This window comes from Novosphingobium sp., from assembly GCF_039595395.1.
Lineage (GTDB): Bacteria > Pseudomonadota > Alphaproteobacteria > Sphingomonadales > Sphingomonadaceae > Novosphingobium.
Window position 1 is genome coordinate 1,382,482 of record NZ_JBCNLP010000001.1, and the last position, 24,746, is coordinate 1,407,227.

The following is a 24,746-nucleotide window of genomic DNA, read 5'->3' on the forward strand; positions in this document are numbered from 1 at the left end:
GATGCACAAACGCCGACATTCATGGGAGCGCGAGGGGGTAACCCCCTCGCATTTTCCTCCCTTCAACCCCTTTTTTTCTCCCCAACCTCAAGCTACCTCAGCCGCCTGAAAACCCACAAAACAGGCGCAACCATGGCAGACATCCTGATCCTCACCACCGGCGGCACGATCGACAAGGTCTATTTCGATGCTCTGTCGGAGTTTCAGGTGGGCGACACGATGGTCACGCGCCTGATGGAGATCGGCCTGGTGAAGCAGGACGTCCGCGTGCAGGAAATCTGCCGCAAGGACAGTCTGGAGCTGGATGACGCCGACCGTGCCGCGATCCGCCATGCCATCGAGACCGCCGAGGAAAGCCGCATCGTCATCACCCATGGCACGGATACGATGACCAACACCGCCGCCGTGCTGAAGGACATCGCGGGCAAGACCGTCTGCATGTTCGGGGCGCTCAGCCCCGCGCGCTTCGCCGAGAGCGATGCCACGATGAATCTGGGCATGGCGCTGGCCACGGTGCAGGTGGCGCCGCCGGGCATCTACATCGCGATGAATGGCACGGTGTTCGACGCCGCAAAGGTCCGCAAGGACCGTGCCGCCAACGCCTTCGTGCCGCTCTGAGCGGCGGAGGGCAGAGGGCATGACCGCCAGCGTTTTCGAGATCTTCAAGATCGGTGTCGGCCCTTCGAGCAGCCACACCATGGGCCCCATGCTGGCCGCCGCGCGCTTTGCCGAGCGGGTCGCGCCGCTGGAGCCGGCGCGGGTAGTGGTCGATCTCTATGGCTCGCTGGCGCTGACGGGCAAGGGCCACGCCACCGACCGCGCGGTGATGCTGGGGCTGGCGGGCATGGTGCCCGAAACGCTCGATGCCCATGCGGCCGAGGCGGTGCTGGGGCGCATCGCGGCGCAGGAAAGCCTGCCGCTGAACGGCGGGGCGGAGATCGCCTTTCGCGATTACGCCGATATCCAGTGGCATCAGCGTGACCGGCTGGCCTATCACACCAATGGCTTGCGCTTCACGGCCTTTGACGCAGAAGGCGTGCCGGTCGCTCAGGCGACCTTCTTCTCCACCGGCGGCGGCATCATCGTCGAGGAGGGCGAGGTCGGTGCCAATGGTCCCAACGGCCCGGTCGGTGATGGGGTGGAGCTGCCCTATCCCTTCCGCTCGGGCGCCGATCTGCTGGAGAAAGCCGAGGCGGCGGGGCTCAGCCTGTGCGGTCTGGCGATGGCGAACGAACTGGCGATGCACACGCAGGGCGAGGTCGACCAGCGGCTCGACACCATCGCGGCGGCGATGATGGATTGCGTCGAGCGCGGCATGCAGGGCGGCGGCATTCTGCCCGGCGGCCTCAAGGTGAAGCGCCGCGCGGGCACGGTGCATGCCACGCTGGTGGCGCGGCAAGAGCGAGCGCTGGCCGATCCGCTGTCGGTGCTGGACTGGGTGAACCTCTGGGCGCTGGCGGTCAATGAGGAGAATGCGGCGGGTGGCCGCGTCGTCACCGCGCCGACCAATGGCGCGGCGGGGATCGTTCCGGCGGTGCTGCGTTACTATCGCCGTTTCGTGCCCGGTGCTGATGATCGCGGTACGCGGCGCTTTCTGCTGGTGGCGGCGCTGATTGGCTCGCTGTTCAAGGAAAACGCCTCGATCTCGGGCGCGGAAGTGGGCTGTCAGGGCGAAGTCGGCGTGGCCTGCTCGATGGCTGCCGCAGGGCTCGCCGCCGTGCTGGGCGGCAGCAATGCCCAGATCGAGAATGCCGCCGAAATCGGCATGGAGCACAATCTTGGCCTCACCTGCGATCCGGTCGGCGGGTTGGTGCAGGTGCCCTGCATCGAGCGCAATGCGATGGGTGCGGTGAAAGCCATCGAGGCGGCGCGGCTGGCGCTGCTGGGCGATGGCACGCACCGCGTTTCGCTCGATGAGGTGATCGAGACGATGCGCCGCACCGGGGCCGATATGTCGGACCGCTACAAGGAAACTTCGCTGGGCGGTCTGGCGGTGAATGTGGTGGCCTGTTGATCGGTAAAAGTGCTCACAGAGTGCACTTTAGGCAATTTTGCAGATCAGTGGGCGGGCGGTAGAGAGGTTTCATCACACATATGATGGAACTTCAGACCATGAACCGCCTTCCTTCTGGCATGACCATGCAAGCCCGCCCTTTCCATGCCGCTGGTGCCAAGGTGATGGTGCTGCGTCACGGTGCCAACCGGCCTGAGAGCGGTTTGTGGCGTGCCCTGCCGCTGGCCATTGCGATCAGCGGTGGCCTGTGGGCCCTTGGTGCGGGCATTGCCATCGCCGCCCTGCATCATCTTTGATGCATCACCTGTAATCAGGCGACCAGTCGTCGCCCGAACAGGTCCATATTGGCATCGCCCCAATCCTTCAGCGCCAGAATGATGGGCGAGAGCGTCCGTCCCCGATCCGACAGCGAGTAATCCACGCGCGGCGGCACCTGAGCGAAAACCTCGCGCAGGATCAGCCCGTCGGCCTCCAGTTCACGCAACTGGTTGGTCAGCATGCGCTGGGTGACATCGCCCACCATGCGGCGCAGCGCGTTGAAGCGGATCGGGCCGTCGAGCAGGTGATAGAGAATCACCGCCTTCCACTTGCCGTCGATCAGGCTGACCGCGGCCTCCACCGAGCAGCCGGGCGTGCAATCGAGGCGGGAATGGCGGGCTTTTACCATTTTGCGGCGACCATCTGACAGTATCCTTTTCGACACTATAAGCGTTTTTTGTGCTTATGACATGATCCGATGCCGTCGGTAAGATCCTTTCACAGTCAGATGAAGGAGTCGTTCCCATGCGTGCCATCGGTTATGCCCAACCCGGTTCCCTCGATCGAGCGGATGCCCTGATCGATATCGACCTGCCAAGGCCGGCGCCGCAGGGGCGCGACATTCTGGTCAGGGTGAAGGCGGTGTCGGTCAATCCGGTCGATACGAAGGTGCGCGGTGGCGCCGGGCCGCTCGGCGATGCGGACTGGCGTGTGCTGGGCTGGGATGCGTCCGGTGTGGTCGAGGCGGCGGGGCCGCTGGCGACGCGCTTCGCGATTGGCGATGTGGTCTATTACGCGGGCAGCCTCTCACGCGATGGCAGCAATGCCGAATATCAACTGGTCGATGAGCGGATCGTCGGGCGCAAGCCTGCCAGTCTGGATTGGGCACAGGCCGCCGCTCTGCCTTTGACGGCGATCACCGCATGGGAGGCCCTGTTCGACAGGCTGCGTGTGCGCGATGCCGTGCCCGGCGCGGCGCCTGCGGTGCTGGTGATTGGCGGCGCGGGCGGGGTGGGCTCGATTGCGATCCAGTTGCTGCGGGCTTTGACCGATCTCACCGTCATCGCCACCGCTTCGCGCCCGGAAACGGGCGAGTGGGTGAAGGAGTTGGGCGCGCATCATGTGCTCGATCACAGCCAGCCGCTGGCCAGCCAGGTTGCGGCGCTGGGTCTGGGGGCGCCGGGGCTGGTCTTTTCCACCACCCATACCGCCCAGCATCTGGCCGAGGTGGTTGAACTGATCGCGCCTCAGGGTCGTTTCGCGCTGATCGACGATCCGGATGTGCTCGACATTGCGCCTTTCGAGCGCAAGGCGGTCTCGGTGCATTGGGAGTTCATGTTCACCCGGCCCCTCTTCGAAACCGCCGACATCGATGAGCAGGGCAAATTGCTCGATGCGGTGGCCGATCTGGCCGATAGCGGGAAAATCCGCAGCACGCTGACCGAGGTGATGCGCCCCATCAGCGCGGCCAACCTCAAGCAGGCCCATGCCCTGCTGGAAAGCAACCGGATGCGCGGCAAGCTGGTGCTGGAGGGCTGGCTGGACTAACCCAGTGCGGCCTGCACGGCGGCCCCGGCATGCAGCGCGGTGGTGTCGAACACCGGCACCGCGCTGTCTTCGGGGCCGACCAGCAGCATGATCTCGGTGCAGCCAAGGATGATGGCCTGGGCGCCGCGCTCCACCAGTCTGGCGATCACCGCGCGATAGGCCTGACGCGATTCCTCCAGCACCTGACCCGCCACCAGTTCCTGATAGATGATGCGGTGAACGGTGGCGCGGTCATCCTCCTCGGGCACGATCACGTCGAGGGCGTGACGGTCTGTCAGGCGGCCTTTGTAAAAATCCTGCTCCATGGTGAAGGCGGTGCCCAGCAGGCCGACTTTGGTCAGCCCCTGAGCCTTGATCGCCTCTGCCGTGGGGTCGGCGATATGGAGCAGGGGGATGCTCACCGCCGCTTCCACCGCGCCCGCCAGCTTATGCATGGTGTTGGTGCAGATCAGCAGCAGGTCGGCGCCTGCTGCTTCAAGGCGTGTCGCCGCATCGGCCAGCTTCTCGCCCAGCGCAGCCCAGTGGCCGTCGTGCTGCAGCTTTTCGATCTCGGAAAAATCGAAGGACCACAGCAGGCAGCGCGCCGAGGCGGTCGGCCCCAGCGCGTCGCGCACGCCCTCATTGAGGATGCGGTAATATTCGGCCGAGCTTTCCCAGCTCATACCGCCGATCAGGCCGATGGTCCGCATCAGTGCTGGAACCTGTCGAGCCAGGTCACCAGCCGTGTCGCCAGCGCGATGCGCATATCCGAAAAGCTGTGATCGGTGGGCAGGGTTTCGGCGTCCATCTGTTTGGCCCCTGCCTTGCGCGCGGCCTGAGCCGCCGCCGCTGCCATAAAGCCGATCCCGCGCTGCGCCCCGATCAGCGCCAGCGGGCGTCCGGCCAGAGCGGGCACGGTCGCCACCAGATCGAGGTTGGCCCCGGCATGCTCGACCTCATCCATGATCGCCTGCTCGCTGGTGCCGGCCAGCGGGGGCATATCGCCGCGCACCTCGCTGGTGAGGAACTCCTCGCGCGCGCTGGGCTTGGAGAAGCTGCGCCCGATGGCGGCGAAATCGGCGGGGTCGATCAGGAATGCGCCCAGCACCTGCGGGTCGTCCGCCGCCACGCGTGCGGCCACGATGCCGCCCATGCTGTGCCCGGCCACCGCGATGCGCGAGGGATCGATGCGGAATTTGATGATCGTGTCCCGCTGGCGAACGAAGGCGAGCGCATGGGCGCCATCCTCCTCGCAATGGGCGAAGGAGAAGCTGCCGGGGCTGCCCCATGATCCGCGATAATGCAGCGTCAGCACATTCCATCCGGCGCGGCGCGCGGCCTGCGCCAGATCGAGGTTCTGCTCATTGCCCGGAAAGCCGTGGAACAGCAGCAGCGTGGGATGCGGCCCGGTTCCGGCGGCGGTGTACATCACGGCATTGAGCGCGCCTTCGGGCACGGGAATGACAAAGGCGGACATGGCGGCGGGATGGGCGGCATCGCGCGGCGGATCGGTGTCGATGGCGGCGGGCACTGGCGCGCAGATTGCCGGGATTGGGGCCATGACCGATGTGGCCAGCAGAAAAGGAAGAAGAACCAAGCGCATCGATGCCCCCTGTGATGATCCGGGCGCACCGTGGGGCATCGGCTTTCGGCTGGCAAGAGGTGGTTGGCTTAGAGGCCGTCGCTTGATGGCGGCCGGTTTGCGACCAGTTGAGCGGAACGATGGAACATGGCTGCCGCCGGGCTCTTTCCTAACCCGAAGGATGAGCCTTCGTCCGATCCGCAAGTCCATGAGGAGACAGACTATGAGTTCGACCACCGACCGTATTTCGGGTGCTGCCAATTCCGCCATCGGCAAGGTGAAGGAAGCCATCGGCAAGGAAACCGGTGACGCCAGCCTGGCCGCCAAGGGCGCCGCTCAGGACGCCAAGGGCAAGGTGCAGAGCGCCACGGGCAAGGCGAAGGATGCCATCAAGGATGCCGTCGACCGGTAACGGTTGGCCGACAGGCCGGGCGTTGGGCGTGTGCCCCCTTCACGCCCGCCCGGCTTCGGCAGGCATCAGCAACGGACCGTAAGGTCTCGACAGGCCTCGCCATCACCATGGCGGGGCCTGATTGCATGGGGAGCAGGTCCCTCGCGCCGAGCGCAGGTCCGAACCCTTCAGGGCAGGCGTGAGGCCACGATCGCCCGTTCCAGCGCGATGGAATCGAGCGGCTTGGTCACCACCGGCACCTTGGGGCCATGCGCCCATGGCACCTCGCCATAGCCGGTGGAAAAGGCGTAGGGCGTGCCATTGCCCTGCAGCACTTCGGCGATGGGCTGGCTGCTCTCATTGCCTAGATTGACGTCGAGCAGGGCAAATTCATAGACATTCGCCGCGATCAGGCTGAGGGCCTGCGCCACATTGTTGGCCAGATCCACCGTATGCGCGCCCAGCGCCAGAAGCTGATCCTCGGCCTCCATGCCGATGATGATGTTGTCCTCCACCACCAGCGCGCGCTGTGAGAGCAGGCTGGCGGCGGCAGGGCCGGAACCGGCCTGCGATCCCGCAGGCGAGGGGGGAGGCGTATCATTCATGAACTGCACCCTTTCGGCGGGAATGGAGAAAAAGGCCTCGAGGCCCTCGGTGTGAAAGGTAACACGGGCCTCGCCCGAAAGCTCATGCGGGATCGAGCGTTCGACGATCGCCAGCGCCATCCGGTCCTGCCAGGGGCTGGTCGCCGCGCCGCCGCTCTCGCGCCATGAGAGGGTGAGCGCGCCCGTCGCGGTCTGGGCCAGGGTGATCTGCACCTGCCCCTCGGGCGTGGCGAGCGCGGTGCTGTGCGCGACCAGCTCGTGGATCACCACCGCCAGCGTGGTGAAGGCCGAAGGGCGGATCAGCACTTGCGGGCCGCTGATCGTCAGCGCGCCATGGCTTTCGGGGAAGGCGGCGCGCACCGTTTCATGCACCAGCGGGCCGAGCGGAAAGGGCGCCCAGCTTGTGGCATTGACCTGATCGTGCGCCCGGGCCAGCGTGGCGATGCGCGCGCTGACCCGGCTGCAGAAATCGGCGAGCGAAGTGGCGCTGCGCTGGCCCTGGCTGACCATCGCCCCGATCATGTTGAGCGAATTGCGCACGCGGTGGTTCAGCTCGGCGATCAGATCCTGCTGGCGGCGGGCGGAGGCCTCACGCTCGGCATTGGAGGCGTCGAGCAGTTGCAGGATCACCTCGATCAGCGTGACGCGCAGCTTTTCGGCAATCGCCTTTTCATCGCCCGACCATGGTTTCGACTGGCGGCGGCGCTCTTCCTTCCACAGGGCGAAGCTTTTGCGCGGGGTCAGGCGGTCGCCCAAAGGACCGGGCGCCTGTTTGGGCGCGCCGGGGTCACCGGCCCACAGCACCTCATGGGCATATTCGCGGCGGAACAGCACGAGGAAATCGCGGGGCACGCGCGACACCGGCACGGCCAGCAGCCCGCAGACCTTGTCGCCAAAGGCCTGCGCGGGGGGATAGACCCGTGCCAGATGATGCGTCGACCAGCAGGCGCCATTGCCCGTGGTGTTGAGAAAGCGCGCCAGATCGAGGAACTGCGCCTGGCTGGGTGTCTGACCCAGCGAGACATAATCGCCCGCGACATAGCCGACGATGCCGTCGAAGGGGATCACCTGCCGGATCAGATCGGCGAAACGGTCGAAATTCGCCAGCAGCGATCCGCCATGGGCGACCTGCGCCGTCAGATCGTCATGCAGCCGCGTGGCGGTTTCGTGCTGGGCCAGCGTGGTGCGGATTTCCATCTGCTCGAGCAGGCCGGAAAAGAACTCGCCAAACAGTTCGGCCGCCGTGCGCGTGGCATAGGGCAGGCTCAGCGGCGCGTAATGGTGGCAGGCGAACAGGCCCCACAATTGTCCGCCGCGCAGGATCGACACCGACATGGAGGCTTTCACCCCCATGTTGCGCAGATATTCGATATGCACCGGAGAGACCGCGCGCAGCCCGCTTGGGCTCAGGTCCAGCGGCACGCCATCGGCATCCAGAGCGGGATGGATCGGCACTGGTACGGCGTCGATGTCCGCGATGATGCGCAGCAAATTCTGGGTGTAGAGCTTGCGCGCCTGTTTCGGAATGTCCGAGGCGGGGAAATGCAGGCCCAGAAAGCTGTCGATCTGGTCGCCGCGCGCTTCGGCCACGACCTCGCCCGCGCCGGTCTCGTCGAAGCGATAGACCTTCACCCGGTCGAAGCCGGTGAGGCGGCGCATCTGGCGCGCGGCAATGTCGCACAGATCCTCCAGACTGGAGGCCTGACGCGCGGCATCGAACATCGGGCGCACCAGCGAGAGATAGTCGCGCGGCGTGCCGGGATGCGAGGGCTCGATCTCCAGCACGAATTGCCGCCCGGCGCGATAGACGGCGACATCGAAGGGGCGCCAGTCGGGCGTCAGCGGCAGGTTGAACAGCCGCTCGACCTGGCCCGCGGGCAGTTCGGCCAGCCTTTGGCGGATCTGCTCGACGGCGGCGGGTGTGAAGAAGGTGGAAGCGGGATGGCCCAGCGCCTCATCGGCGGGGCGGCCCAGCAGAGCCCCGCAATTGGCCGAGGCGCGCGCCACGATCCAGTCACTCGACAGCGCCACCAGATAGCCGAAAGGCTGAATGCCCCCGATGATGTGGATCGGTTCGAGATCGCAACTGTTGAGATCGACGCCCTGGTCGGGATAGGTGAGGGTCATGAGGGAAGCGCGCTCGCATGGTCGGGCAAAGGCATGGTTTCGGCCAGATGCAGGCCCTGCTCGAAAGCGGCGAAGCTGGCGCGGGCGGTGTCGAGGGCGGCCGCGTGCCGGGCTTCGGGCAGGTCGCGCAGGGCCTTGACCAAAGGTTGCCACAGCGCGCGCAGGCTGTTGTCTTCCATATAATGGCTGAAACCGGGCGTGCCGGGCGACCAATAGCCGCGTGAGCGCAGCACCGCCGTGCCCAGCCGCGAGCCGATCAGCACATAGGCAGCCCCGGCAGGACCTTCGGTCGGCAGGGCGGGGACAGCGGGCAGAGGCGCATTGCAGCCCAGATCGGCCAGATCGCGCGCGACCATGGCCTCGACATCGGGCATGGCCAGCCCCAGTTCATCCTGAACAAAGCGTGCTGCCAAGGGGGCCACCGCCTGAAGGCCGATGGCATGGGCTTGCAGAAAGCGCGTCAGTCCTGCGTGGGTCGACAGGTCGCAGGCGCCCAGCAGGGCGTCCAGCCGCTCATGATCTTCACGCGTGCCCTGCCTTAGGACATGGCGCAAATCCTCTGGCGCCATGGTGGGCATCGGGTTTTCGGGCATTGCAACCTTCGCTTTCGGTACCGTATCTGATGCTAAATGCATCAGGAGCCCCAAGGCTCCCTCCTTCGCTGCAATCTGCGCAAATTTCCGGAGAGGGAACATCGTCGGGGCCGACGGCTTAGGAGATCAGAGCGCTGCTGTCTCGCAGGAAGACAGGCCATCGCCCCTTTTCCGGAGCTATCGCCACCCATGCCCAGCGCCTTTTCCCGCTTCGCCGAACGAGTCTCCGTCTGGACGGGGCGGCCGGTTACCTTTGCGCTTGCCGTGGCGGTGGTGGTGATCTGGGCCGCCAGCGGGCCGTTGTTCCATTATTCCGACACATGGCAGTTGGTGATCAACACCGGCACCACGATCATCACCTTCCTGATGGTCTTTGTGATCCAGAATTCGCAGAACCGCGACATTGTGGCGCTGCATTCCAAGATCGACGAGATCCTGCGCTCCGCCGACAAGGCGCGCAACCAGCTTGTCGGGCTGGAGCACAAGAGCGATGCCGAGATCGAGGCCATCCGCGACGCCATCGAGCAGGAATGCGATGTCGAGGGTGTCGAGGAAGCGATCGAAACTGCGGCAAAGGTGATCGAGGAGGTGAAGGACAAACTGCCGGAAAAGCAGTGAGGGCTTAGATCATCAGCGCCAGCAGATCCTCCAGCCGCGCCTTGGCAAAGCCCACCGAAATGTCCGAGATGCCATAGGGGATCAGCAACTGGTCCTTGCCCAGCAGCAGCGCGCCGCAGGTGTAGACCACATTGGGCACATAGCCCGCGCGGTCGGCATTCTCGGCGGTGAGCACCGGCTCGCGCACGCGGCCAATGACGCGCGAGGGATCGTCGCGGTCGAGCAGCACGCAGCCCAGCGCATATTTGCGCATCGCCCCCACGCCATGGGTGAACAGCAGCCAGCCCGCATCGGTCAGGATCGGGCTGCCGCAATTGCCGATTTGGATGAACTCCCAGGGATATTCGGGCTCCATCAGCAGCACGCCCTCATCGTCCCAGCGATCAAGCCGGTCCGATTTGAGGAGGTAGAGGTTCTTGCCGTCCTGACGGCCCACCATCAGATATTGCCCGCCGATCTTTTGCGGGAACAGCGCCATGCCCTTGTTGCGACCGGCGCGGCCCTGCACCGGCTCCAGCGTGAAGCGGTGGAAGTCGCGGGTGCGCAGCAATTCGCTGCGGATCGAGCGGCCCGAATAGGCGGTGTAGGTGCCGACCCATTCGATGTCGCCGTCGCCATGGTCGAGCCGGACGAGGCGCAGATCCTCCAGCCCATTGGCCTGCTGTTCGGTGATGGGGAAGATCACCGTGTTCGACAGGCTGCTTTCGGGGTGGCGCTCCACCTGCACGGGGGCCTCGTCATCCTGCACACCCAGCCCATGGTCGCAGCGCTGCACGGCGGTGGCAAAGGCGGATTCCGGCCACAGGGAGAAGCTGCCATCATCGCTGGCGATCCCCTCGCGGAAGGCGACCGAGCTGATATGCCCTTCGCCCACCGCCCGCAGCGAGAGGATGAAGCGCACCGTGCCCTCTTTCATCCCGCTCTGGTCCGGGTGAGGGACGATGGAGGGGTTCATCAAGGCGGCGGCGGCATAGGTGTATTCATGGCAGAAATAGGCGCCGATCAGCTTGCGCCGCGTCGGCGAGAAATTGGCCACGCCGACATCGCGGCGGCCCAGTTCCAGCGCATTGGCCACCTCTTCGAAGCGGGCCTCGAACATGTGTTCGGTCTGCCAGTGGCGGTCGAGGAAGTCGTGCAGGACCAGCGCATATTCGCGCTCCACCTGTGCCTCGTCCAGCGAGACGACATCGCGCACAAGCCGCAAGGCGCGCCCCTCGGGCGCGCCTGCTCCCTGCCACCCCAGGTGGAAGGGGCGCAGAACGACCCGTGTGGGGTCGGCATGAAGTCTCTCATCAAGAATATGCAGCGGATTGCGCGACAGGACGTGCAACTGTTTGTCCAAGTTGGATCCCCTTGATGGGCGTCTGGCTGGCCGTGGCAACGGCTTGTGAGAGATGCGTGCTCTGCTGAAACTGGGGCGGCGCAAGGCGACGCAGCAGTTGGCACAAGCTGTGATGGCCAAGCTGGAAGGCCAAAATCGATTCCGCACCCGAATTTTCGTTACGCCCTCGCGGCGTTACACCGTCACGGCACCGTCCGGTGGCGATATCGGCCAGCACGACGCCGCGGTCATTGGCGCCGAAGAACCATTGATACACCTGCTGGGCCTGATCGGTCCACCCCTTGTCAGCGGTTGCGACGAAGGCGCTATGGAAAGCCTCGATGGCGGCCTGAGCCTCAAGCGGTTGTTGATCAAAGGGTTGCCATGTGCCCTGACGGCCAAAGCTTTCCGAGCCGATGGGGCGGAAATGGCCCTGAATGCCGGTCTGGCAGCGGCTGATCCAGTCGAGCGTTTCCAGGCCGATTGCCAGCCAGGTTTTTTCGCCGAGCCGGTGCCCAGCCTCGATGAGCACCTGACACAGGCGCGGATTGTCATAGCCCAGCACCGCCTCGAACCAGGCCCAGTCGGGGCGGCGCGTCTTGTCGAGCAGATGAGCCAGCATGTTGCAGCTGTCGATCACCATGTCGCGCGCGCCGTCGTGCTGCTTGCCCGCGCGCATCAGCGCCAGCGCGCCCAGCGCGGCAAAGCCCATGGCGCGCGGGCTCTGCAGCGGCTCCATGCTGTCGAGCACGCGGTCGAACAGGTCGAGTGCCCAGGCGCGAATGTCGGGCAGGGGCGAATGCTCCACCGTATGGCCCAAAGCCCAGAGCGCGCGACCGTTGGAATCCTCCGAGCCCTCGGTTTCGCACCATGTCCGGTCGAAATTCATGAAGTTGCGGAAGCGGCCCTTTTCCGGATTCCAGGCATATTGCACGAAGGCGGCGTAGCAGATGCTCCAGCGCAGGCGTTCCGCTTCGCTCAGCGAGGTCGAGACATTCATCAGCATCAGCGCGCGCGCGTTGTCGTCGAGGCAATAGCCATGGTGCCGATCGGGCACGATGCCGACCGAATGCTGCAGCATGCCGGTGGCGTCGCTCATGGCAAAGACGGCGGAGAGGCCCGGCACCATCTGCGGCGAGACGGGGCGGGGCGAGGGCGCCATCGTCTCGCGCACCAGCTTGGCCCCTGCCTGCGCAAACAGCGGCCAGATGGTCTGGCGGCCGCGCTGATAGGCGCGCAGCTTGGTGGCCATCAGCGCCTTGGGATCGTCGAGCAGGGCATTGACGGCCTGGGCGATCGCCTCGGGCGCATTGCTGGGGATCAGGCGGCCCACGCCATCGGCCAGCAGCTCGCTGGCATGGACATAGCTGGTGGACACCACCGCCTTGCCCAGCGCCACCGCATAGCTGAGCGTGCCCGAAGTGGACTGGCCCAGATTGGGATAGGGCGTGATGTAGATGTCGCAGGCCTCAAGCTGGTCGAGCAGCTCATCGGTGTCGAGGAAGCGGTTTTCCCAGACGATATGATCCGCCACGCCCAACTCCTGAGCGCGAGCGATCAGCCCTTCACGATAGGTTTCGCCATCGCGGGCCAGCAACACCGGATGGGTGGCGCCCAGAATGCGATAGATCACATCGGGATGGCGCGCGATGATGGCGGGCAGCGCCTCGATCACCTGCTCCAGCCCCTTGCCGGGGCCCAGCAGGCCGAAGGTGGTCAGCACCTGCCTGCCTTCCAGACCCATGCGGACCTTGGCGCCTTCCTCGCCGCCGAAGGGGCGGTCGGGGGCGCCATGCTCGATGATCTCGATGGTCTCCGGGCGGGCATGGTAGCTGGAGGTCAGCAGATCGGCGCCATGGCGCGACATCACCATCACCTTGCTGGCGCGGCTGACGAGATGCTCGGTCACCGCGCGCTGCCCTGCGGAGGGCTTTGCCAGCACGGTGTGGAAGGTGACCAGCAGCGGGGCGGCGACGCCATCGACCAGCGCGCGCACCATATCGCCGTCGGGGCCGCCGAAGATGCCGAACTCATGCTGCAGCCAGACCACATCGGCGCCGCTTTCGTTGATCAGCCGCGCGGCGCGGGCATAGGCCTCGGCATTGTCGGCCTCGATGGTGTGGACGTGGGGCTCATAGGTGAGACCGGAGTCCTGCTGGTCCAGCGCATAGACGTCGACGTCGATGTCGGGGACATAGGCGGCCAGCTTCTCGCTGATGTCGCAGGTGAAGGTGGCGATGCCGCAGCGGCGCGGGGTGTAGGTGCCGATCAGCGCGACGCGCAGCCGGCGGGTATGCGGCTCATGCGCGAAGAGATCGACCACATCCGCAGGGCCGCTTATGCCGGGCGTGTTGCTCGCGTCAGGGAAGAAGGTGGTCATGGCGGGGGGCTTCCCTCAGGGCGGCACTGTCCGGTTCATCCGGGGCTCACCTGAACAATGGGTCAGCTTGACAGGAGTTCCACCTGTCTGGCGCCGGATCGACCCAAAATTGTAACCTTTCAGATGAGCCGTTTAGTGCATCACTTCGACGCGGTTTTGGGGTGATGTCCGGCCTGTGCGACCAGCCGGAAAGCGATGGGGAAAGCGGCACAAGCGATGCCTTGCCGCGCGCGGTGGAAGGAGGTCAGGGTCCGGTCAGCGCTGCGGGCTCATTTGATCTTCCTGGCGATCCTGGCCATCAGATTTTCGAATTCGGGCGGCACGCCCTCATCCACCGCGGCATTGTAGAAGTCGCGGATATCCTTGCCCCAGCCGGTCTGTTCGAGCAGCTTGTCGGAGCTTTCAGGAGGCTTGTCGCCAAACAGGGAAGGGCTGGTATCGGGCACGGTCAGCTTCCAGTCGAAAACGTGTCATGGCGGGGCCGCCGGGCGAATGCCGCAGTGCGGTAAGGCGACGAAAATCCGGGGCGCCCCCATGATGTCATGGTCTGAATTCGTAATGGTGTCGCCCGGTGAATGTTCCGCCCTCCGCCTCGATGAGAGGCTCCACTTGCGCCTCCATCGGGCCGGGCTGAAACATGCCGGGACGACATGGGTTCAGGCATTCAGATTGGAGCCGAAGAACAGCGCCTGGCTGATGGTGGTCAGCACGGTTTCCTCGCGGAAGGGCTTGCTGATCAGCAGGGTGGGCTCAAGCCCCTCGCCGGTCAGCAGCTTTTCGGGGAAGGCGGTGATGAAGATCACCGGCACGGGGCCGATTTTCAGAATGTCCTCAATGGCATCGATGCCCGAGCTGCCATCGGCGAGCTGAATGTCGCTGAGCACCAGCGTGGGGCGGTGCAGCGCATAGGCCTCGCGCGCCTGCTGGGCGGTGGTGGCGCTGGCGACGATGCGGTGGCCCGCGCTGCTGACGATATCGGCCAGATGGGTGGAGATCAGCGGTTCATCCTCGATGATCAGCACATCGGCGACATTGTCGCGCGCGATATCGGCCAGCGCTTCCTTCACCAGCTCCTCGGCCTCCTCGTCGGAGACGCTGAGGATCTGCGCGGTTTGGGAAATCGGGAAATCCTCAAGCTGGCTGAGCAGCAGCGCCTGACGCCGCAGCGTGGAAACGCGGCCAAGCTGCGAGGGGCTGCCATCCTCCGGCCCGGCGCCATCGCGGCCCACATCGGGGTCGACCGAGGTCCAGACGCCGGTAAAGGCATGATAAAGTCCGACGCGGCTTTCCGAAATGCGTTCCAGCAGATCGGCATCCTCCAGCGCGGCGTTCAGCGTCATGCGCACCAGATTGTCGCCCATCGACTGCGAGCCGGTGGCGGCGCGGGCGTAGCGGCGCAGATAGGGCAGCGAGGATGCCAGGGCCTGGGTTTTGGATGGCTGGTCTTTGAGGTGGGGGCGATCCGAAGTAAGCGGCATCAAACGATCCTTGGTCCAGGCAGACAGCCACGCACCGAATGGGCGCATCAGGTGTCTGCGGATCGTTCAGTGCCTGTGTGTGCCTGCCGACCAGCGGGATTCCCCCTGCGCGCCTGGGCGCTGTCCTGATGCTTTACGCTTCCGCTGCGTGCTTGTTCCGTCATCGGCGAAAGGCGGGCTGAAAAATTATTTTTTGTTGCGGGGTGCGCGTGCTGTGGAGCCCCGGTTTTTCAGGCTTTCGGCGGCAGAGGGCATGGCGATGGACTGTGCAACAGGCTGGATGGGCGGCGGAACCTTCCTCGATCCCGGCCATTGATTGGGTAACACAGATGACGGGAGATGCCCCATGATCGGACAGTCGATCGAACAGAATCAGAAGCTTGCTCCCCAGCACAACGGCGTGATTGCTGCGCAGCAGAGCACCTCGGCCCCGAGCGGCACGCCGAAAATTCAGGGCAAGATCGAAGGCGACCCGCTTTCGGATGCCGACTTCCACAAGGAACTGACGGCGGCCATTCCTCACCTGCGCGCTTTCGCCCGCATGCTCTGCGGCGACCGCGACCGCGCCGACGATCTGGCGCAGGAAACGCTGATGAAGGCCTGGGCCGCGCGTGACCGCTATGTCGCGGGCAGCAGCTTCCGCGCCTGGACTTACACCATTCTGCGCCACCACTATTTCGGTCAGGTCCGCCGCGAGCGCTTCGTGGGCGAATATGACGAGACCGAGGCCGAGCGCATCCTGAACATTCAGGGCTCGCAGGAAGGCCGCCTTGAGGCTGCCGACGTGCTGCGCGCTCTGGCCACCCTGCCTGCCGCCCAGCGCGAGGTGCTGGTGCTGGTTTCGATCGGCAGCGTCAGCTATGAAGAGATCGCCGAAATCTGCGGCGTCGCCCTCGGCACGGTGAAGAGCCGCATCGCCCGCGCCCGTGCCGCGCTTTCGGCGGCCATCGACAGCGGCGTGCTGCCCGATGCGCGCAGCAGCTTCGTCCTGAAGGGCGAAGTGCTCGATGCCTTCCTTGAAGAGCTGCGCAAGGTTGCTCCGCCCCATATCATCGCACGACTGGCAGCCTGACCCTCCCTGCCAGCGCAACCGGCGGCATGCCTTACGGTGTGCCGCCGGTTTTGCGTTTGTTTAAAGGCATCTGTTTGAAAATCCGGCGAAAGAGCCGGATTTTTACGTCACCGGCCCTCTCCCCCGCCGGGCACCCATAGGATGCTGCCGATGGGTGGCCGGGCGGGGGAGTGGCCAGAGCAAACTGTCAGCGCAGCGGCGCGATCAACTCGGCGCGCAGGCCGGGTGCGGTGTTGGTGATGGCCAGCTTGCTGCCCAGCGCTTCGCTCATGGTGCGGATCAGTTGCGAGCCAAGCCCCGTGCCCTTGGCCGGTTCGTCGGGATCGTAACCGCGCCCGTCATCCTCCACCGCCAGACGATAGGCGTCTTCGCCATGCGCCTGCAGATGGATGCGCACTTCGCCCGGCTCATGCTCGTCATAGGCGTATTTGCAGGCATTGCTGACCAGCTCGTTGATCAGAATACCCAAAGTCACCGCCACCGAGGCCGGCAGCACCAGCGGATCGACAAAGACCCGCATCACGCGCGGCGAGGCTTCGCTGGAAAAGCTGCCCGCCAGATCCTCGGCCAGACCCAGCACATAGCTGTCCATCACGATCGAGGTCGAGGCGCCGCCCACGTAAAGCTGGCGATGCACGCGCCCCACGGCATGAATGCGCTGGCGGATGTCGCGCAGCATGGCCTTGGCCTCGTCCCCCTGCGCGATGCGTGACTGCAGGGTCACCACGGCGGAGACCATCTGCAGGCTGTTGGCGACGCGATGGTTCATCTCGCCCAGCATGGCTTCCAGCTTGGTGTTGGTCTCGCGCAGGCGCTGTTCGGCCAACTCCTTCTCGATCAGCGTCTGCCGTGCGGCCAAAGCCTGCCCGATGGTGCGGGTGAGCAGATCGAAGAAATCCTCGCTGACGGTCTTGATGACGTAATCGACCGCGCCCGCTTTCAGCGCCGCCACCGCGATGCTGGTCTCCTCCGAACCGGTCACATAGATCACGGCGGGCGGATTGGGCAGCGCCATCAACTGGTCGAGCGTTTCCAGCCCGTTCTGCCCCGGCATATAATGGTCGAGCGCGACGACATCGAAGGTCTCGTCGCGGACCAGTTCCACGCCTTTTTGTCCGCTGTCGCAGGTGGTGACGTCAAAGCCCTCGCGCGTCAGCCGGCGCTTGGCGAGCAGGCACAGCCCCTCGTCATCGTCGATGTACAGCAGGCGCGGGGCTGGCTGCGTCATCAGGCCCCGGCGTCCGGCACCTGGATCACCGACAGGAACAGGCCCAGCTGGCGAATGGCGGCGGCGAAATTCTCGTAATTCAGCGGCTTGGTGATGTAGACATTACAGCCCAGATCATAGCAACGCTCGATCTCATGCTTGTCGTCGGTGGTGGTCAGCACCACCACGGGGGTGCGGCGCGCATGCTCGTCCGACTTGATCTGCGCGAGAATGTCGATCCCGCTCATATCGGGCAGGTTGAGATCGAGCAGGATCAGCGCCGGGCCGTTGCGCACCGGGCCACGCTCGGCGTGGAAGATGAACTCCAGCGCCGAATGGCCATCGGTGAAATGGATGATCTCATTGGAGATACCGGCGCGGCGGATGTTCTTCTCGATGAGCAGCGCATGGCCCTCATCGTCCTCGATCATGATGATGGTGACGCTTTGATGGGGCTGGGTCATGACTGGCTCTGCGCTGCTGAATACTGACGCGGCACGTTTATGGTGAATGTGGCGCCCTTGCCAAGCGCGGAATCAAGCGTGACCGTGCCGTCCAGCCGATAGGCCAGCGCGCGCACATGGGCCAGACCGATGCCCTCGCCGGGCCGATCCTGCTGGCCGGAGCGGCGGAAGAGGTCGAACACCCGCTCATGATCGCGCGGATCGATGCCGCGCCCCTTGTCGGCCACGCTGATCTCGATGCGGTCGCCGATGCTCCGGCCAGAGATGCGAATGTCGGGCGGCTCGCTTCCGGCGCCATATTTTAGCGCATTCTCGATCAGATTGGCCAGCATCTGCTCCAGACCCATGCGGTCGCTGAAGACGCGGGGCAGGGGGGAGGCGATCTCGACCGTCGCCCGCGCCTCCTCGATGCGCATATGCATCGTGTCGACCACGCCCTGCACCACCTTGTCCATATCCAGCCATTCCGGCGTGATGTCCCGCCGGCCGAGGCGTGAGAGGCGAAGGATGGCATTGATCAGCCGGTCCATCTTCTCGGTCGAGGAGCGGATGAAGCGGATCGCCTCGGGCAGGTCCTCGCGGATGATGGTGTCGGTGGCCGGGGCGATGGTGTCGGGGCGTTCCTCCTGCGCCTTGTCCAGCAGGCCGGTCAGCGTCTGCGTCGCGGTCTCCATTTCGGCGGTGAAGCCCATCACATTGACCAGCGGCGAGCGCAGATCATGGCTGACGATATAGGCGAAGCGCTGAATCTCGCTGTTGGCGCGTTTCAGCTCGGCGGTGCGTTCCTGCACGGCGGCCTCCAGCCCGGTGTTGGCCTGCCGCAGCGCCTGCCGCGAAGCATTGAGTTCGCGCGTATAGGCATAGATCGTCACAAAGGTCAGCGTGCCCACCAGCACCAGCAACAGGCCGGTCAGCCCCAGCGCAACATAGAAGCCGCGCTCGATGCTGCGCTGCTGGCCGGTGCGGGCGGCGAGCAGGCGTTCCTCATCGGCCTGCATCGCCCCGGTCAGGCGCATCACCAGATCGTTGGGCCGCTCGATCAGCAGGTCGCCGCTGGTCGCGCCCTGCGCGGGCGGGCCGAGCGCGCCCTGGGCAGGCAGCCCGGCCTGCAGCTCGATCTGCGCGGCGATGGCGATCAGCAGGGGAAAGCGGGCCTGCTGGCGCGGGTTGTCGCGGGTCAGCGCGGAAAGCTGGGCGATGCTCTTGTCGAGTTGGGCGCGGGCATTGCTCAGGGGCACCTCGCTCTCGATGGTCAGCTCCTGATTGTGGCGCAGATTGGCGGCCACCAGCCGGGTCGAGGCGAAACGCAGCGCGGCGATCTCACGCTGCACGCGGTAGGTATGGGTGATGAGGCGGCTTTCGCGCTGGTTCATCACCATCAGCAGCCCGGCCGAGACCACCACCCCCAGCAGCGCGGCAAAGCCCAGCGCCATGAACAGCATGATCGAGCGGCGAAACCGGCGCTGTTCGGACTGACTTTGCGGCATCAGCGCAGCACCTCGTCGCAATCGGCCAGCAGACGCTCGCCCGAGGCTTCATCCAGCTTGGAAAGCTTGCACCCGCGCGCGCAGGCGAAACCGGCGGTTCTCGGCTTGCCCTGCTGAGCGGCGCGCATGAAGGCGAGACATTGCGGACCGCTGGCATAGGGCCCGCTGACCTGCACCTGCGTGCCGCCCATCAGATCGGGATAGGCATAGCCACGCCAGTCCTGCGCGTCGGACGAAGAGCAGCCCGCCATGGCCAACAGCAGGGCAGGCAGCGGCAACAGTTGCCACCGCTTTTCGCGCGTCACGCGCCCTGCCTGTTGCCGGGCTGGCTGCTGGCCGATCGTCACAGGTTCATCCTTATTATCCCCTAATCGATGGATGGAACATTGCTCACGATCACCTGTTCCATCGGGCATGGCAAGGTTTGGCGCAACTTTCAGGAAACGCCAATTTCAGGAGACGGGCGATGGGTATCCTTATCTGGCTTTTGATCGGTGCCGTGGTCGGCTCGCTGGCCGGGATGATCATGCGTGAAAGCTTCGGCCTGATCGGCAACATCGTGGTCGGCATCGTCGGTTCGGCGATCGGCGGCATGATCTTCGCGCGCGGCGACATCAACAACAGTCCGCTGACGGTGACCACTTTCGCGGTGTCGCTGCTGGGTGCGATCGTGCTGCTGGCGGTGGTCAATCTGCTGCGTCGCGGCTCTTTGACGTAAGGGAGCGGGCGTATGAAAAAGCTGATCACACTGCTGGCGGCCGGCACGCTGATCGCTGCGGCCTCGGCCTGTTCCAAGCCTGACACGGAGTCCCAGGCGGCGGATTCGGCACGCGCCGATGCCGCGCTGGACAGTGCGGGCAAGGATCTCAAGGCGGGCCTCGGCAAGATCGGTGATGCCGCCAGCCACACGGCTGATGGCATCGAGGCTTCCGGCAAGGAACTGGCCAAGCAGGGCAAGGCGGCTGCCGCCGATGCCGCCAGCGATGCCAGCACCGCCGCTTCCAAGGCCTCCTCGAAACTGCGCGATTGATTTAGGCCATCGAGAGCGCAGCAGCGCCGCCGTTCCGCATCAAGGCGGAGCGGCGGCGTTGTCCATATGGGCTTTGCGATAACACGCCCCGCCGCTTGGTCGCTGTCACCCGCCGTAACCCGGCCCGTTTGATGGACCCAATCGCCCCGCGACGGGTTGAACAGGCATGGTTGCAGATGCCGCGCCCCAACCGGCGCGCCGATGGGAGACACGCCGATGAACAGGGTCGAAACGCGCGATGGCACGCATCTTTTCGTCAAGGTCTGGGGGCAGGGCCGCCCGGTGGTGCTGATCCACGGCTGGCCGCTCTCCTCCGACAGCTGGGACCCCATCGCCAACCGCCTCGCCGATGCGGGGTTTCAGGCGATTTCCTATGACCGGCGCGGCTTTGGCCGTTCCGACCAGCCTTCGGGCGGCTATCATTACGACACTTTCGCCGACGATCTGGCCGATGTGATGGCCCATGTCGGCGCCAGCCGCGATGTGGCGCTGGTCGGCTTCTCGATGGGCGGGGGCGAGGTGGCGCGCTACATGTCGCGCCATCAGGGCAAGGGTGTCAGCCAGGTGGCGCTGATCAGCTCGGTGGTGCCCTATATGCCCAAGACCTCGGACAATCCCGATGGCGTGCCGCTGGAGGTCTTCGACGAGATCGAGAAGGGCCTGCTGGCCGACCGGGCGCATTTCTTCACCGGCTTCTTTAAGCAGTTCTTCGGCGTCGGCCTGCTGGAAAAGCCGGTCAGCCAGGAGATGCTGGACCATGCCTGGAGCATGGCGATGCAGGCCGGTCTGCGCCCCACGCTTCAGGCCGCGCGCGCCTTTGCCACCACCGATTTCCGCGGCGATCTGCCCAGCATCCATGTGCCCACGCTTATCGTCCATGGCACGGCGGACAAGACCGTTCCCATTGCCGCCACCGCGCATGAGGTGGCCCGCCGCCTGCCGCGCGCGGTGCTGGTGGAGTATGATGGGGAGCCTCACGGTGTCTTCGCCACGCAGGCGCGGCGCCTCTCCAACGATCTGATCGCCTTTCTGGAAGGCAGCGGCATCGTGCTCAACGAAGGCCCGACACGGCAGGAACTGCTCGACGAGGCCACCGCCAATATGGTCGTCGCGCCCACGCTTTAAGGCGTGGCCGGGCGGGTCGTTTCCCAAGGCGGCCCGCCCCCTTTTCTTGCCGGGGAACACAGTGCTGTCCCGCGCATTGCATCAGGGCACACCGTAAAGGAGCCGAGGATGGCCACGCTTCTCAACGATACCTTCACCCCCACCGAAACGCTGCGTGCCCAGGCCCGCCAGCATGTCGAGCAGGGGCCGATCACCGAAAGCTATCCCGAGGATCGCCCGGTCATCATCGAGCAGCTCAACCGCGCTCTGGCGACCGAATGGGTCTGCGTGCTGCGCTATCTGCGCCATGCCTATTGCATCACCGGGGTCATCGCCGAGCCGATCAAGGCCCATTTCCTTGAGCATGCCCGCGAGGAGCAGGCCCATGCCGACAAACTGGCCGAACGCATCGTCCAGCTTGGCGGTGAGCCCGACCTCAACCCGGCCACGCTGACCCAGCGCTCGCATGCCGAATACAAGACCGGCGATTCCATCGAGGAGATGATCCGCGAGAACCTGATCGCCGAACGCATCGCGGTGGAATCCTATCGCGAGCTGATCCGCTTTATCGGTGACCGCGATCCCACGACCCGCGTGCTGCTGGAGGGCATACTGGCGCAGGAAGAGGAACACGCCGACGAGCTGCGTGACCTGCTCGAGAATTGAGCGATGGCATCTGACGCCGGGGAGCAACCGCCCCGACGCATCCTGACGGGCAAGCGCGCGCTGCTGCTGTTCGGCGCGGCGCTGGTCGCTGGCGGCGGCGGGCTGTGGTATGCCTTGTGGCAACACCGCGCCCCTTCCGCCCCGCCGACGCGCGCAACCGAGATGGCGGTCCCCCCGGCGATCAGCTCGACCATCGCCGTGCCGCTTTCCAGCGATCTTGGCGTGTTGCAAAGGCTACTGGAGCAGGAAATTCCGCGCGATCTCTGGACCATCGACCAGCCCGATGCCACCTGCGCCGGGCCGCAGAAGGTCAAGCTGTTCGGTGCGCAGATCGGCGTTACGCCCAAGCTGAAATGCCATATCGTGGGCGTTGCGCGGCGCGGCGCCATCGCGCTGCACGGGCAGGGGCAGGTGATCGTCGCCGATCTGCCGATCACCGCCGATGTGCGCGCGGAGAATGTCGGCGGGCTGGTCAATGCCCATGCCACCGGCAAGGCCATGGCCCATGCGCGTATCAGCCTCTCCCTCACGCCGGACTGGCGGGCGCGCGGCACGATCGCTCTGGCCTATGACTGGTCCACGCCGCCCGGCATCGACCTGCTGGGCCAGCGCGTGACCTTCACCGACAAGGCCGATGAAAAGCTCAAGCCGCTGATCGCCAAATTGCAGGCCAAGCTGCCCGCGCAACTCGACAAGCTGAACCTGCGCGCTCAGGTGCAGGGCCTCTGGGCCAAGGGCTTTGCCGTGCTCAACCTCAATCAGGACAATCCGCCGGTGTGGATGCGCATCGTGCCGCAGCAGATCGAATACGGCGGCTACACGATCGCAGGCAACCGGCTGACGCTGAAGCTGGGCATGGTGGCGCTGACCCAGGCCGTGGTCGGCAACCGCCCGGAGAACCCCACGCCCACCCCGCTGCCGCCCATGGGCAAGCCAAAGGGGCAGGACCAGCAGGTGAAGATCTTCGCCCCTGTCATCGCCGATTACGCGCAACTGGTGCCGGTGCTGGACAAGGCGCTGGCGAAACGCTCGGCCAAGCCTTTCGTGCTGCCCGGCATCGGCCCGGTCACGGCGCGCTTCAGCAACATCGATGTCTTCGGCGCCACCCATGGCCGCATCGCGGTGGGCGCCGATGTCACGGCCTTTGCCGGTTCCGGTACGGCGGGCTCCACCCACGGCCGCATCTGGTTCGCCGCAAGGCCCGACAATGCCGACGGTAGCCAGCTTGTCCATTTCAGCGACCTCTCCGTCAGCGGGGGCACCGACAATGCCGGGGGAGACCTGCTGCTCGCCATCGCCAACTCGCCCGGCTTTTCCGGCGCGGTGGCCGAGGCACTGCAGCAGAACTTCACCCACGACTACGACAAGCTGCTCGCCAAGATCCAGCGCGCCATCGATGAGCGCCAGCAAGGCGATTTCCGCATCAAGGCACGGCTGGATGAGGCAAAGAACGGGCGCATGGTGCCCTATGCCAACGGGCTCTATATGCCGGTATGGTTGCGGGGGCAGGCGAGCATTTCTTACGTTCCGGGGAAATGAAGGGGGGCCTCCGGCGGGCAAAGGGCCATCGCCCTTTGCAATCCCTTTATTGTCTGCGTTGGCGCTTCGGGTTCGACCAAAGAGCAACGTCGCTGCGCCGCAGGCAGGGAATTTGATGCCTGCGGCGCTTTAAGTGGCGCTGGTGGAGAGGTGGGGCACTCGGATCGGGCGCCACTACCGTTTCGTCGGAAGACGTATTGGGAGCGCGAGCGGGTAACCCCCTCGCATCTTCCTTTTTAAACCCCTTCAAACAGCCCGCTCATGCGTCAAGCTGATGCTGGCCTTCCAGACCTCACCGGGCGCCAGCGCCACCATGCCGGGCTTTTGGCCGATATCGCCGGCGTAATCCCCGGCATCGGCCAGCCCCTGTGACGGGACGATGGCGATAAAGTCGGCATCGGGCTTGGTCCACAGCATCAGGTCGGGCAGGTTCTCGGTCTGCACGCGGATCGAGGGGCCGCCGGGCGAGGTGTAGGTGAGCGCGCGGCTGCTCACCTGCGGGAAGACCAGCGCGCCCTGCTCGAACAAGGCATCGCGCAGGGGAAGGTCTTGTCCCTCCAGCGGAGAGGGCGCCGTTCCCGCGATCAGGTCATTGCCGTCGAGGCGCGTGATCGTGGCGGCCTCGGGCTTGTCGAAGGCGATATGGTGCGCGGCGCGCAGGCCTCCTTGCGGCAGGGGCCAGCGCAGCGCGGGATGGAAGCCGAAGCTCACCGGCATGGTCTGCTCGCCGCGATTGGCCACTTCGGCGCCGATGGTGAGCGTGTTGCCCGAGATCGCGAAGCTGAGCGTCAGCGCGAAGGCAAAGGGCCAGACCGCGCGGGTGGCGGCATCGTCCTCCAGCCGCAGCAGGGCATGGTCATCCCCATGCGCGGCCAGCGTGAAGCGTGCGTTGCGGGCAAAGCCGTCGCGCGGCAGGCGGTGGGTGTGGCCGTCGAGCCGATAGGTGTCGTCACGCAACCGTCCGACGATGGGAAACAGGATCGGCGCGCGATGCGGCCAGATGTCCGGGGTGCCGTGCCACAGCAGATGGCCGCCGTTGCGGTCGCGCAGGAACCACAGTTCCGCGCCCTGCAGATTGATCGCGGCGTCCAGTCCGCCGGGCGCGCCGATGTTGACCAGATCGGCCGGGGGCGCCTCCCGAGGCAGGATGGGGATCAGCGGGGATGAGGGCGAAAGCTCGTTCATGGAGGGAAAATGACTGAAACCCGGCGGTGTTCCGCGCCGCGCCCCGCCTGCATAAGCCCGGTTGTGCGGCTGGCGGGCCGGGCGGCGGCCAAGGGGCT

Annotated in this window: 26 protein-coding genes; 12 read left to right on the forward strand and 14 right to left on the reverse strand. The window is 65.5% G+C overall.

Annotation, left to right across the window (positions count from 1 at the left end):
* The first annotated feature begins 132 nt into the window (after window positions 1-132).
* The 3 genes from ABDW49_RS06595 to ABDW49_RS06605 all read left to right on the forward strand — a co-directional run bounded on the left by ABDW49_RS06595 (window position 133) and on the right by ABDW49_RS06605 (window position 2,310).
* Window positions 133-618, forward strand: coding sequence for an asparaginase domain-containing protein (locus tag ABDW49_RS06595; RefSeq protein WP_343610603.1), 486 nt, complete (start codon window positions 133-135; stop codon window positions 616-618).
* A gap of 19 nt (window positions 619-637) precedes the next feature.
* Window positions 638-2,014, forward strand: a complete 1,377-nt coding sequence (locus ABDW49_RS06600; RefSeq protein ID WP_343610604.1) for an L-serine ammonia-lyase — start codon at window positions 638-640, stop codon at window positions 2,012-2,014.
* A 98-nt stretch (window positions 2,015-2,112) separates the two neighbouring features.
* Complete coding sequence (locus ABDW49_RS06605) at window positions 2,113-2,310, forward strand: hypothetical protein (protein WP_343610605.1); 198 nt, start codon at window positions 2,113-2,115, stop codon at window positions 2,308-2,310.
* 14 nt (window positions 2,311-2,324) lie between these two features.
* Here the strand turns inward: ABDW49_RS06605 and ABDW49_RS06610 are convergent, their stop codons facing one another.
* Window positions 2,325-2,681, reverse strand: a complete 357-nt coding sequence (locus ABDW49_RS06610; protein ID WP_343610607.1) for a helix-turn-helix domain-containing protein — start codon at window positions 2,679-2,681, stop codon at window positions 2,325-2,327.
* Between the two features lie 116 nt (window positions 2,682-2,797).
* On the opposite strand from ABDW49_RS06610, the gene ABDW49_RS06615 reads away from it, so the two are divergent.
* Window positions 2,798-3,820 (forward strand): zinc-binding alcohol dehydrogenase family protein, encoded by a 1,023-nt coding sequence (locus tag ABDW49_RS06615; RefSeq protein ID WP_343610609.1) that lies wholly within the window; start codon window positions 2,798-2,800, stop codon window positions 3,818-3,820.
* Here ABDW49_RS06615 and ABDW49_RS06620 read toward each other — a convergent pair.
* The gene (locus tag ABDW49_RS06620) at window positions 3,817-4,509 is read right to left on the reverse strand and encodes an aspartate/glutamate racemase family protein (protein ID WP_343610611.1); all 693 of its coding nucleotides are present in this window, start codon (window positions 4,507-4,509) and stop codon (window positions 3,817-3,819) included. The two genes, ABDW49_RS06615 and ABDW49_RS06620, sit on opposite strands and share 4 nt — an antisense overlap.
* A complete protein-coding gene (locus ABDW49_RS06625; RefSeq protein WP_343610612.1) occupies window positions 4,509-5,402 on the reverse strand; it encodes an alpha/beta fold hydrolase in 894 nt (297 codons plus the stop codon). The genes ABDW49_RS06620 and ABDW49_RS06625 overlap by 1 nt, the downstream gene beginning before the upstream one ends.
* 202 nt (window positions 5,403-5,604) lie before the next feature.
* Between ABDW49_RS06625 and ABDW49_RS06630 the strand changes: the two genes are divergently transcribed.
* On the forward strand, window positions 5,605-5,793 hold the full coding sequence (locus ABDW49_RS06630; RefSeq protein ID WP_206239107.1) for a CsbD family protein: 189 nt from the start codon (window positions 5,605-5,607) through the stop codon (window positions 5,791-5,793).
* Between the two features lie 167 nt (window positions 5,794-5,960).
* Here the strand turns inward: ABDW49_RS06630 and ABDW49_RS06635 are convergent, their stop codons facing one another.
* Complete coding sequence (locus ABDW49_RS06635) at window positions 5,961-8,504, reverse strand: HWE histidine kinase domain-containing protein (protein ID WP_343610613.1); 2,544 nt, start codon at window positions 8,502-8,504, stop codon at window positions 5,961-5,963.
* Window positions 8,501-9,097 carry a biliverdin-producing heme oxygenase gene (locus ABDW49_RS06640; RefSeq protein WP_343610614.1) on the reverse strand — a complete coding sequence of 199 codons (597 nt, stop codon included), beginning with the start codon at window positions 9,095-9,097 and terminating at the stop codon, window positions 8,501-8,503. Before ABDW49_RS06640 ends, ABDW49_RS06635 begins: the two co-directional genes overlap by 4 nt.
* Window positions 9,098-9,286: 189 nt before the next feature.
* Here ABDW49_RS06640 and ABDW49_RS06645 point away from each other — a divergent pair, with 189 nt between their 5' ends.
* Window positions 9,287-9,715 carry a low affinity iron permease family protein gene (locus tag ABDW49_RS06645; protein ID WP_343610615.1) on the forward strand — a complete coding sequence of 143 codons (429 nt, stop codon included), beginning with the start codon at window positions 9,287-9,289 and terminating at the stop codon, window positions 9,713-9,715.
* Between the two features lie 4 nt (window positions 9,716-9,719).
* Here the strand turns inward: ABDW49_RS06645 and ABDW49_RS06650 are convergent, their stop codons facing one another.
* The 4 genes from ABDW49_RS06650 to ABDW49_RS06665 all read right to left on the reverse strand — a co-directional run bounded on the left by ABDW49_RS06650 (window position 9,720) and on the right by ABDW49_RS06665 (window position 14,894).
* The gene (locus ABDW49_RS06650) at window positions 9,720-11,057 is read right to left on the reverse strand and encodes a glycoside hydrolase family 130 protein (RefSeq protein ID WP_343610616.1); all 1,338 of its coding nucleotides are present in this window, start codon (window positions 11,055-11,057) and stop codon (window positions 9,720-9,722) included.
* Window positions 11,008-13,416 (reverse strand): glycosyltransferase family 4 protein, encoded by a 2,409-nt coding sequence (locus ABDW49_RS06655; protein ID WP_343610617.1) that lies wholly within the window; start codon window positions 13,414-13,416, stop codon window positions 11,008-11,010. Before ABDW49_RS06655 ends, ABDW49_RS06650 begins: the two co-directional genes overlap by 50 nt.
* A gap of 269 nt (window positions 13,417-13,685) precedes the next feature.
* On the reverse strand, window positions 13,686-13,862 hold the full coding sequence (locus ABDW49_RS06660) for a hypothetical protein (RefSeq protein WP_343610618.1): 177 nt from the start codon (window positions 13,860-13,862) through the stop codon (window positions 13,686-13,688).
* A gap of 210 nt (window positions 13,863-14,072) precedes the next feature.
* Window positions 14,073-14,894: a response regulator gene (locus tag ABDW49_RS06665; protein WP_343610619.1), complete on the reverse strand. Its 822-nt coding sequence runs from the start codon at window positions 14,892-14,894 to the stop codon at window positions 14,073-14,075.
* A 346-nt stretch (window positions 14,895-15,240) separates the two neighbouring features.
* Here ABDW49_RS06665 and ABDW49_RS06670 point away from each other — a divergent pair, with 346 nt between their 5' ends.
* A complete protein-coding gene (locus tag ABDW49_RS06670; protein WP_343610621.1) occupies window positions 15,241-15,966 on the forward strand; it encodes a sigma-70 family RNA polymerase sigma factor in 726 nt (241 codons plus the stop codon).
* A gap of 187 nt (window positions 15,967-16,153) precedes the next feature.
* On the opposite strand, the gene ABDW49_RS06675 is transcribed toward ABDW49_RS06670, so the two are convergent.
* Genes ABDW49_RS06675 through ABDW49_RS06690 form a run of 4 tightly spaced genes read right to left on the reverse strand, consistent with a single transcriptional unit; the run spans window position 16,154 to window position 19,471 of the window.
* On the reverse strand, window positions 16,154-17,194 hold the full coding sequence (locus tag ABDW49_RS06675; RefSeq protein ID WP_343610623.1) for a response regulator: 1,041 nt from the start codon (window positions 17,192-17,194) through the stop codon (window positions 16,154-16,156).
* On the reverse strand, window positions 17,194-17,637 hold the full coding sequence (locus ABDW49_RS06680) for a response regulator (protein ID WP_343610625.1): 444 nt from the start codon (window positions 17,635-17,637) through the stop codon (window positions 17,194-17,196). Before ABDW49_RS06680 ends, ABDW49_RS06675 begins: the two co-directional genes overlap by 1 nt.
* Window positions 17,634-19,124, reverse strand: coding sequence for an ATP-binding protein (locus ABDW49_RS06685; RefSeq protein WP_343610627.1), 1,491 nt, complete (start codon window positions 19,122-19,124; stop codon window positions 17,634-17,636). The genes ABDW49_RS06680 and ABDW49_RS06685 overlap by 4 nt, the downstream gene beginning before the upstream one ends.
* Window positions 19,124-19,471 carry a hypothetical protein gene (locus ABDW49_RS06690; protein ID WP_343610629.1) on the reverse strand — a complete coding sequence of 116 codons (348 nt, stop codon included), beginning with the start codon at window positions 19,469-19,471 and terminating at the stop codon, window positions 19,124-19,126. The genes ABDW49_RS06685 and ABDW49_RS06690 overlap by 1 nt, the downstream gene beginning before the upstream one ends.
* Window positions 19,472-19,590: 119 nt before the next feature.
* On the opposite strand from ABDW49_RS06690, the gene ABDW49_RS06695 reads away from it, so the two are divergent.
* The 5 genes from ABDW49_RS06695 to ABDW49_RS06715 all read left to right on the forward strand — a co-directional run bounded on the left by ABDW49_RS06695 (window position 19,591) and on the right by ABDW49_RS06715 (window position 23,463).
* Window positions 19,591-19,842, forward strand: a complete 252-nt coding sequence (locus ABDW49_RS06695; protein WP_343610631.1) for a GlsB/YeaQ/YmgE family stress response membrane protein — start codon at window positions 19,591-19,593, stop codon at window positions 19,840-19,842.
* 12 nt (window positions 19,843-19,854) lie between these two features.
* The gene (locus ABDW49_RS06700) at window positions 19,855-20,154 is read left to right on the forward strand and encodes a hypothetical protein (protein ID WP_343610633.1); all 300 of its coding nucleotides are present in this window, start codon (window positions 19,855-19,857) and stop codon (window positions 20,152-20,154) included.
* 216 nt (window positions 20,155-20,370) lie between these two features.
* On the forward strand, window positions 20,371-21,279 hold the full coding sequence (locus ABDW49_RS06705; RefSeq protein ID WP_343610634.1) for an alpha/beta hydrolase: 909 nt from the start codon (window positions 20,371-20,373) through the stop codon (window positions 21,277-21,279).
* A gap of 108 nt (window positions 21,280-21,387) precedes the next feature.
* Window positions 21,388-21,924 carry a ferritin-like domain-containing protein gene (locus ABDW49_RS06710; protein WP_343610635.1) on the forward strand — a complete coding sequence of 179 codons (537 nt, stop codon included), beginning with the start codon at window positions 21,388-21,390 and terminating at the stop codon, window positions 21,922-21,924.
* Window positions 21,925-21,927: 3 nt separating this feature from the next.
* The gene (locus ABDW49_RS06715; protein ID WP_343610636.1) at window positions 21,928-23,463 is read left to right on the forward strand and encodes a DUF4403 family protein; all 1,536 of its coding nucleotides are present in this window, start codon (window positions 21,928-21,930) and stop codon (window positions 23,461-23,463) included.
* A gap of 246 nt (window positions 23,464-23,709) precedes the next feature.
* Here the strand turns inward: ABDW49_RS06715 and ABDW49_RS06720 are convergent, their stop codons facing one another.
* Entirely contained in the window at window positions 23,710-24,648 is a 939-nt protein-coding gene (locus ABDW49_RS06720; RefSeq protein WP_343610638.1) for an aldose 1-epimerase family protein, read from the reverse strand.
* Window positions 24,649-24,746: the final 98 nt, after the last annotated feature.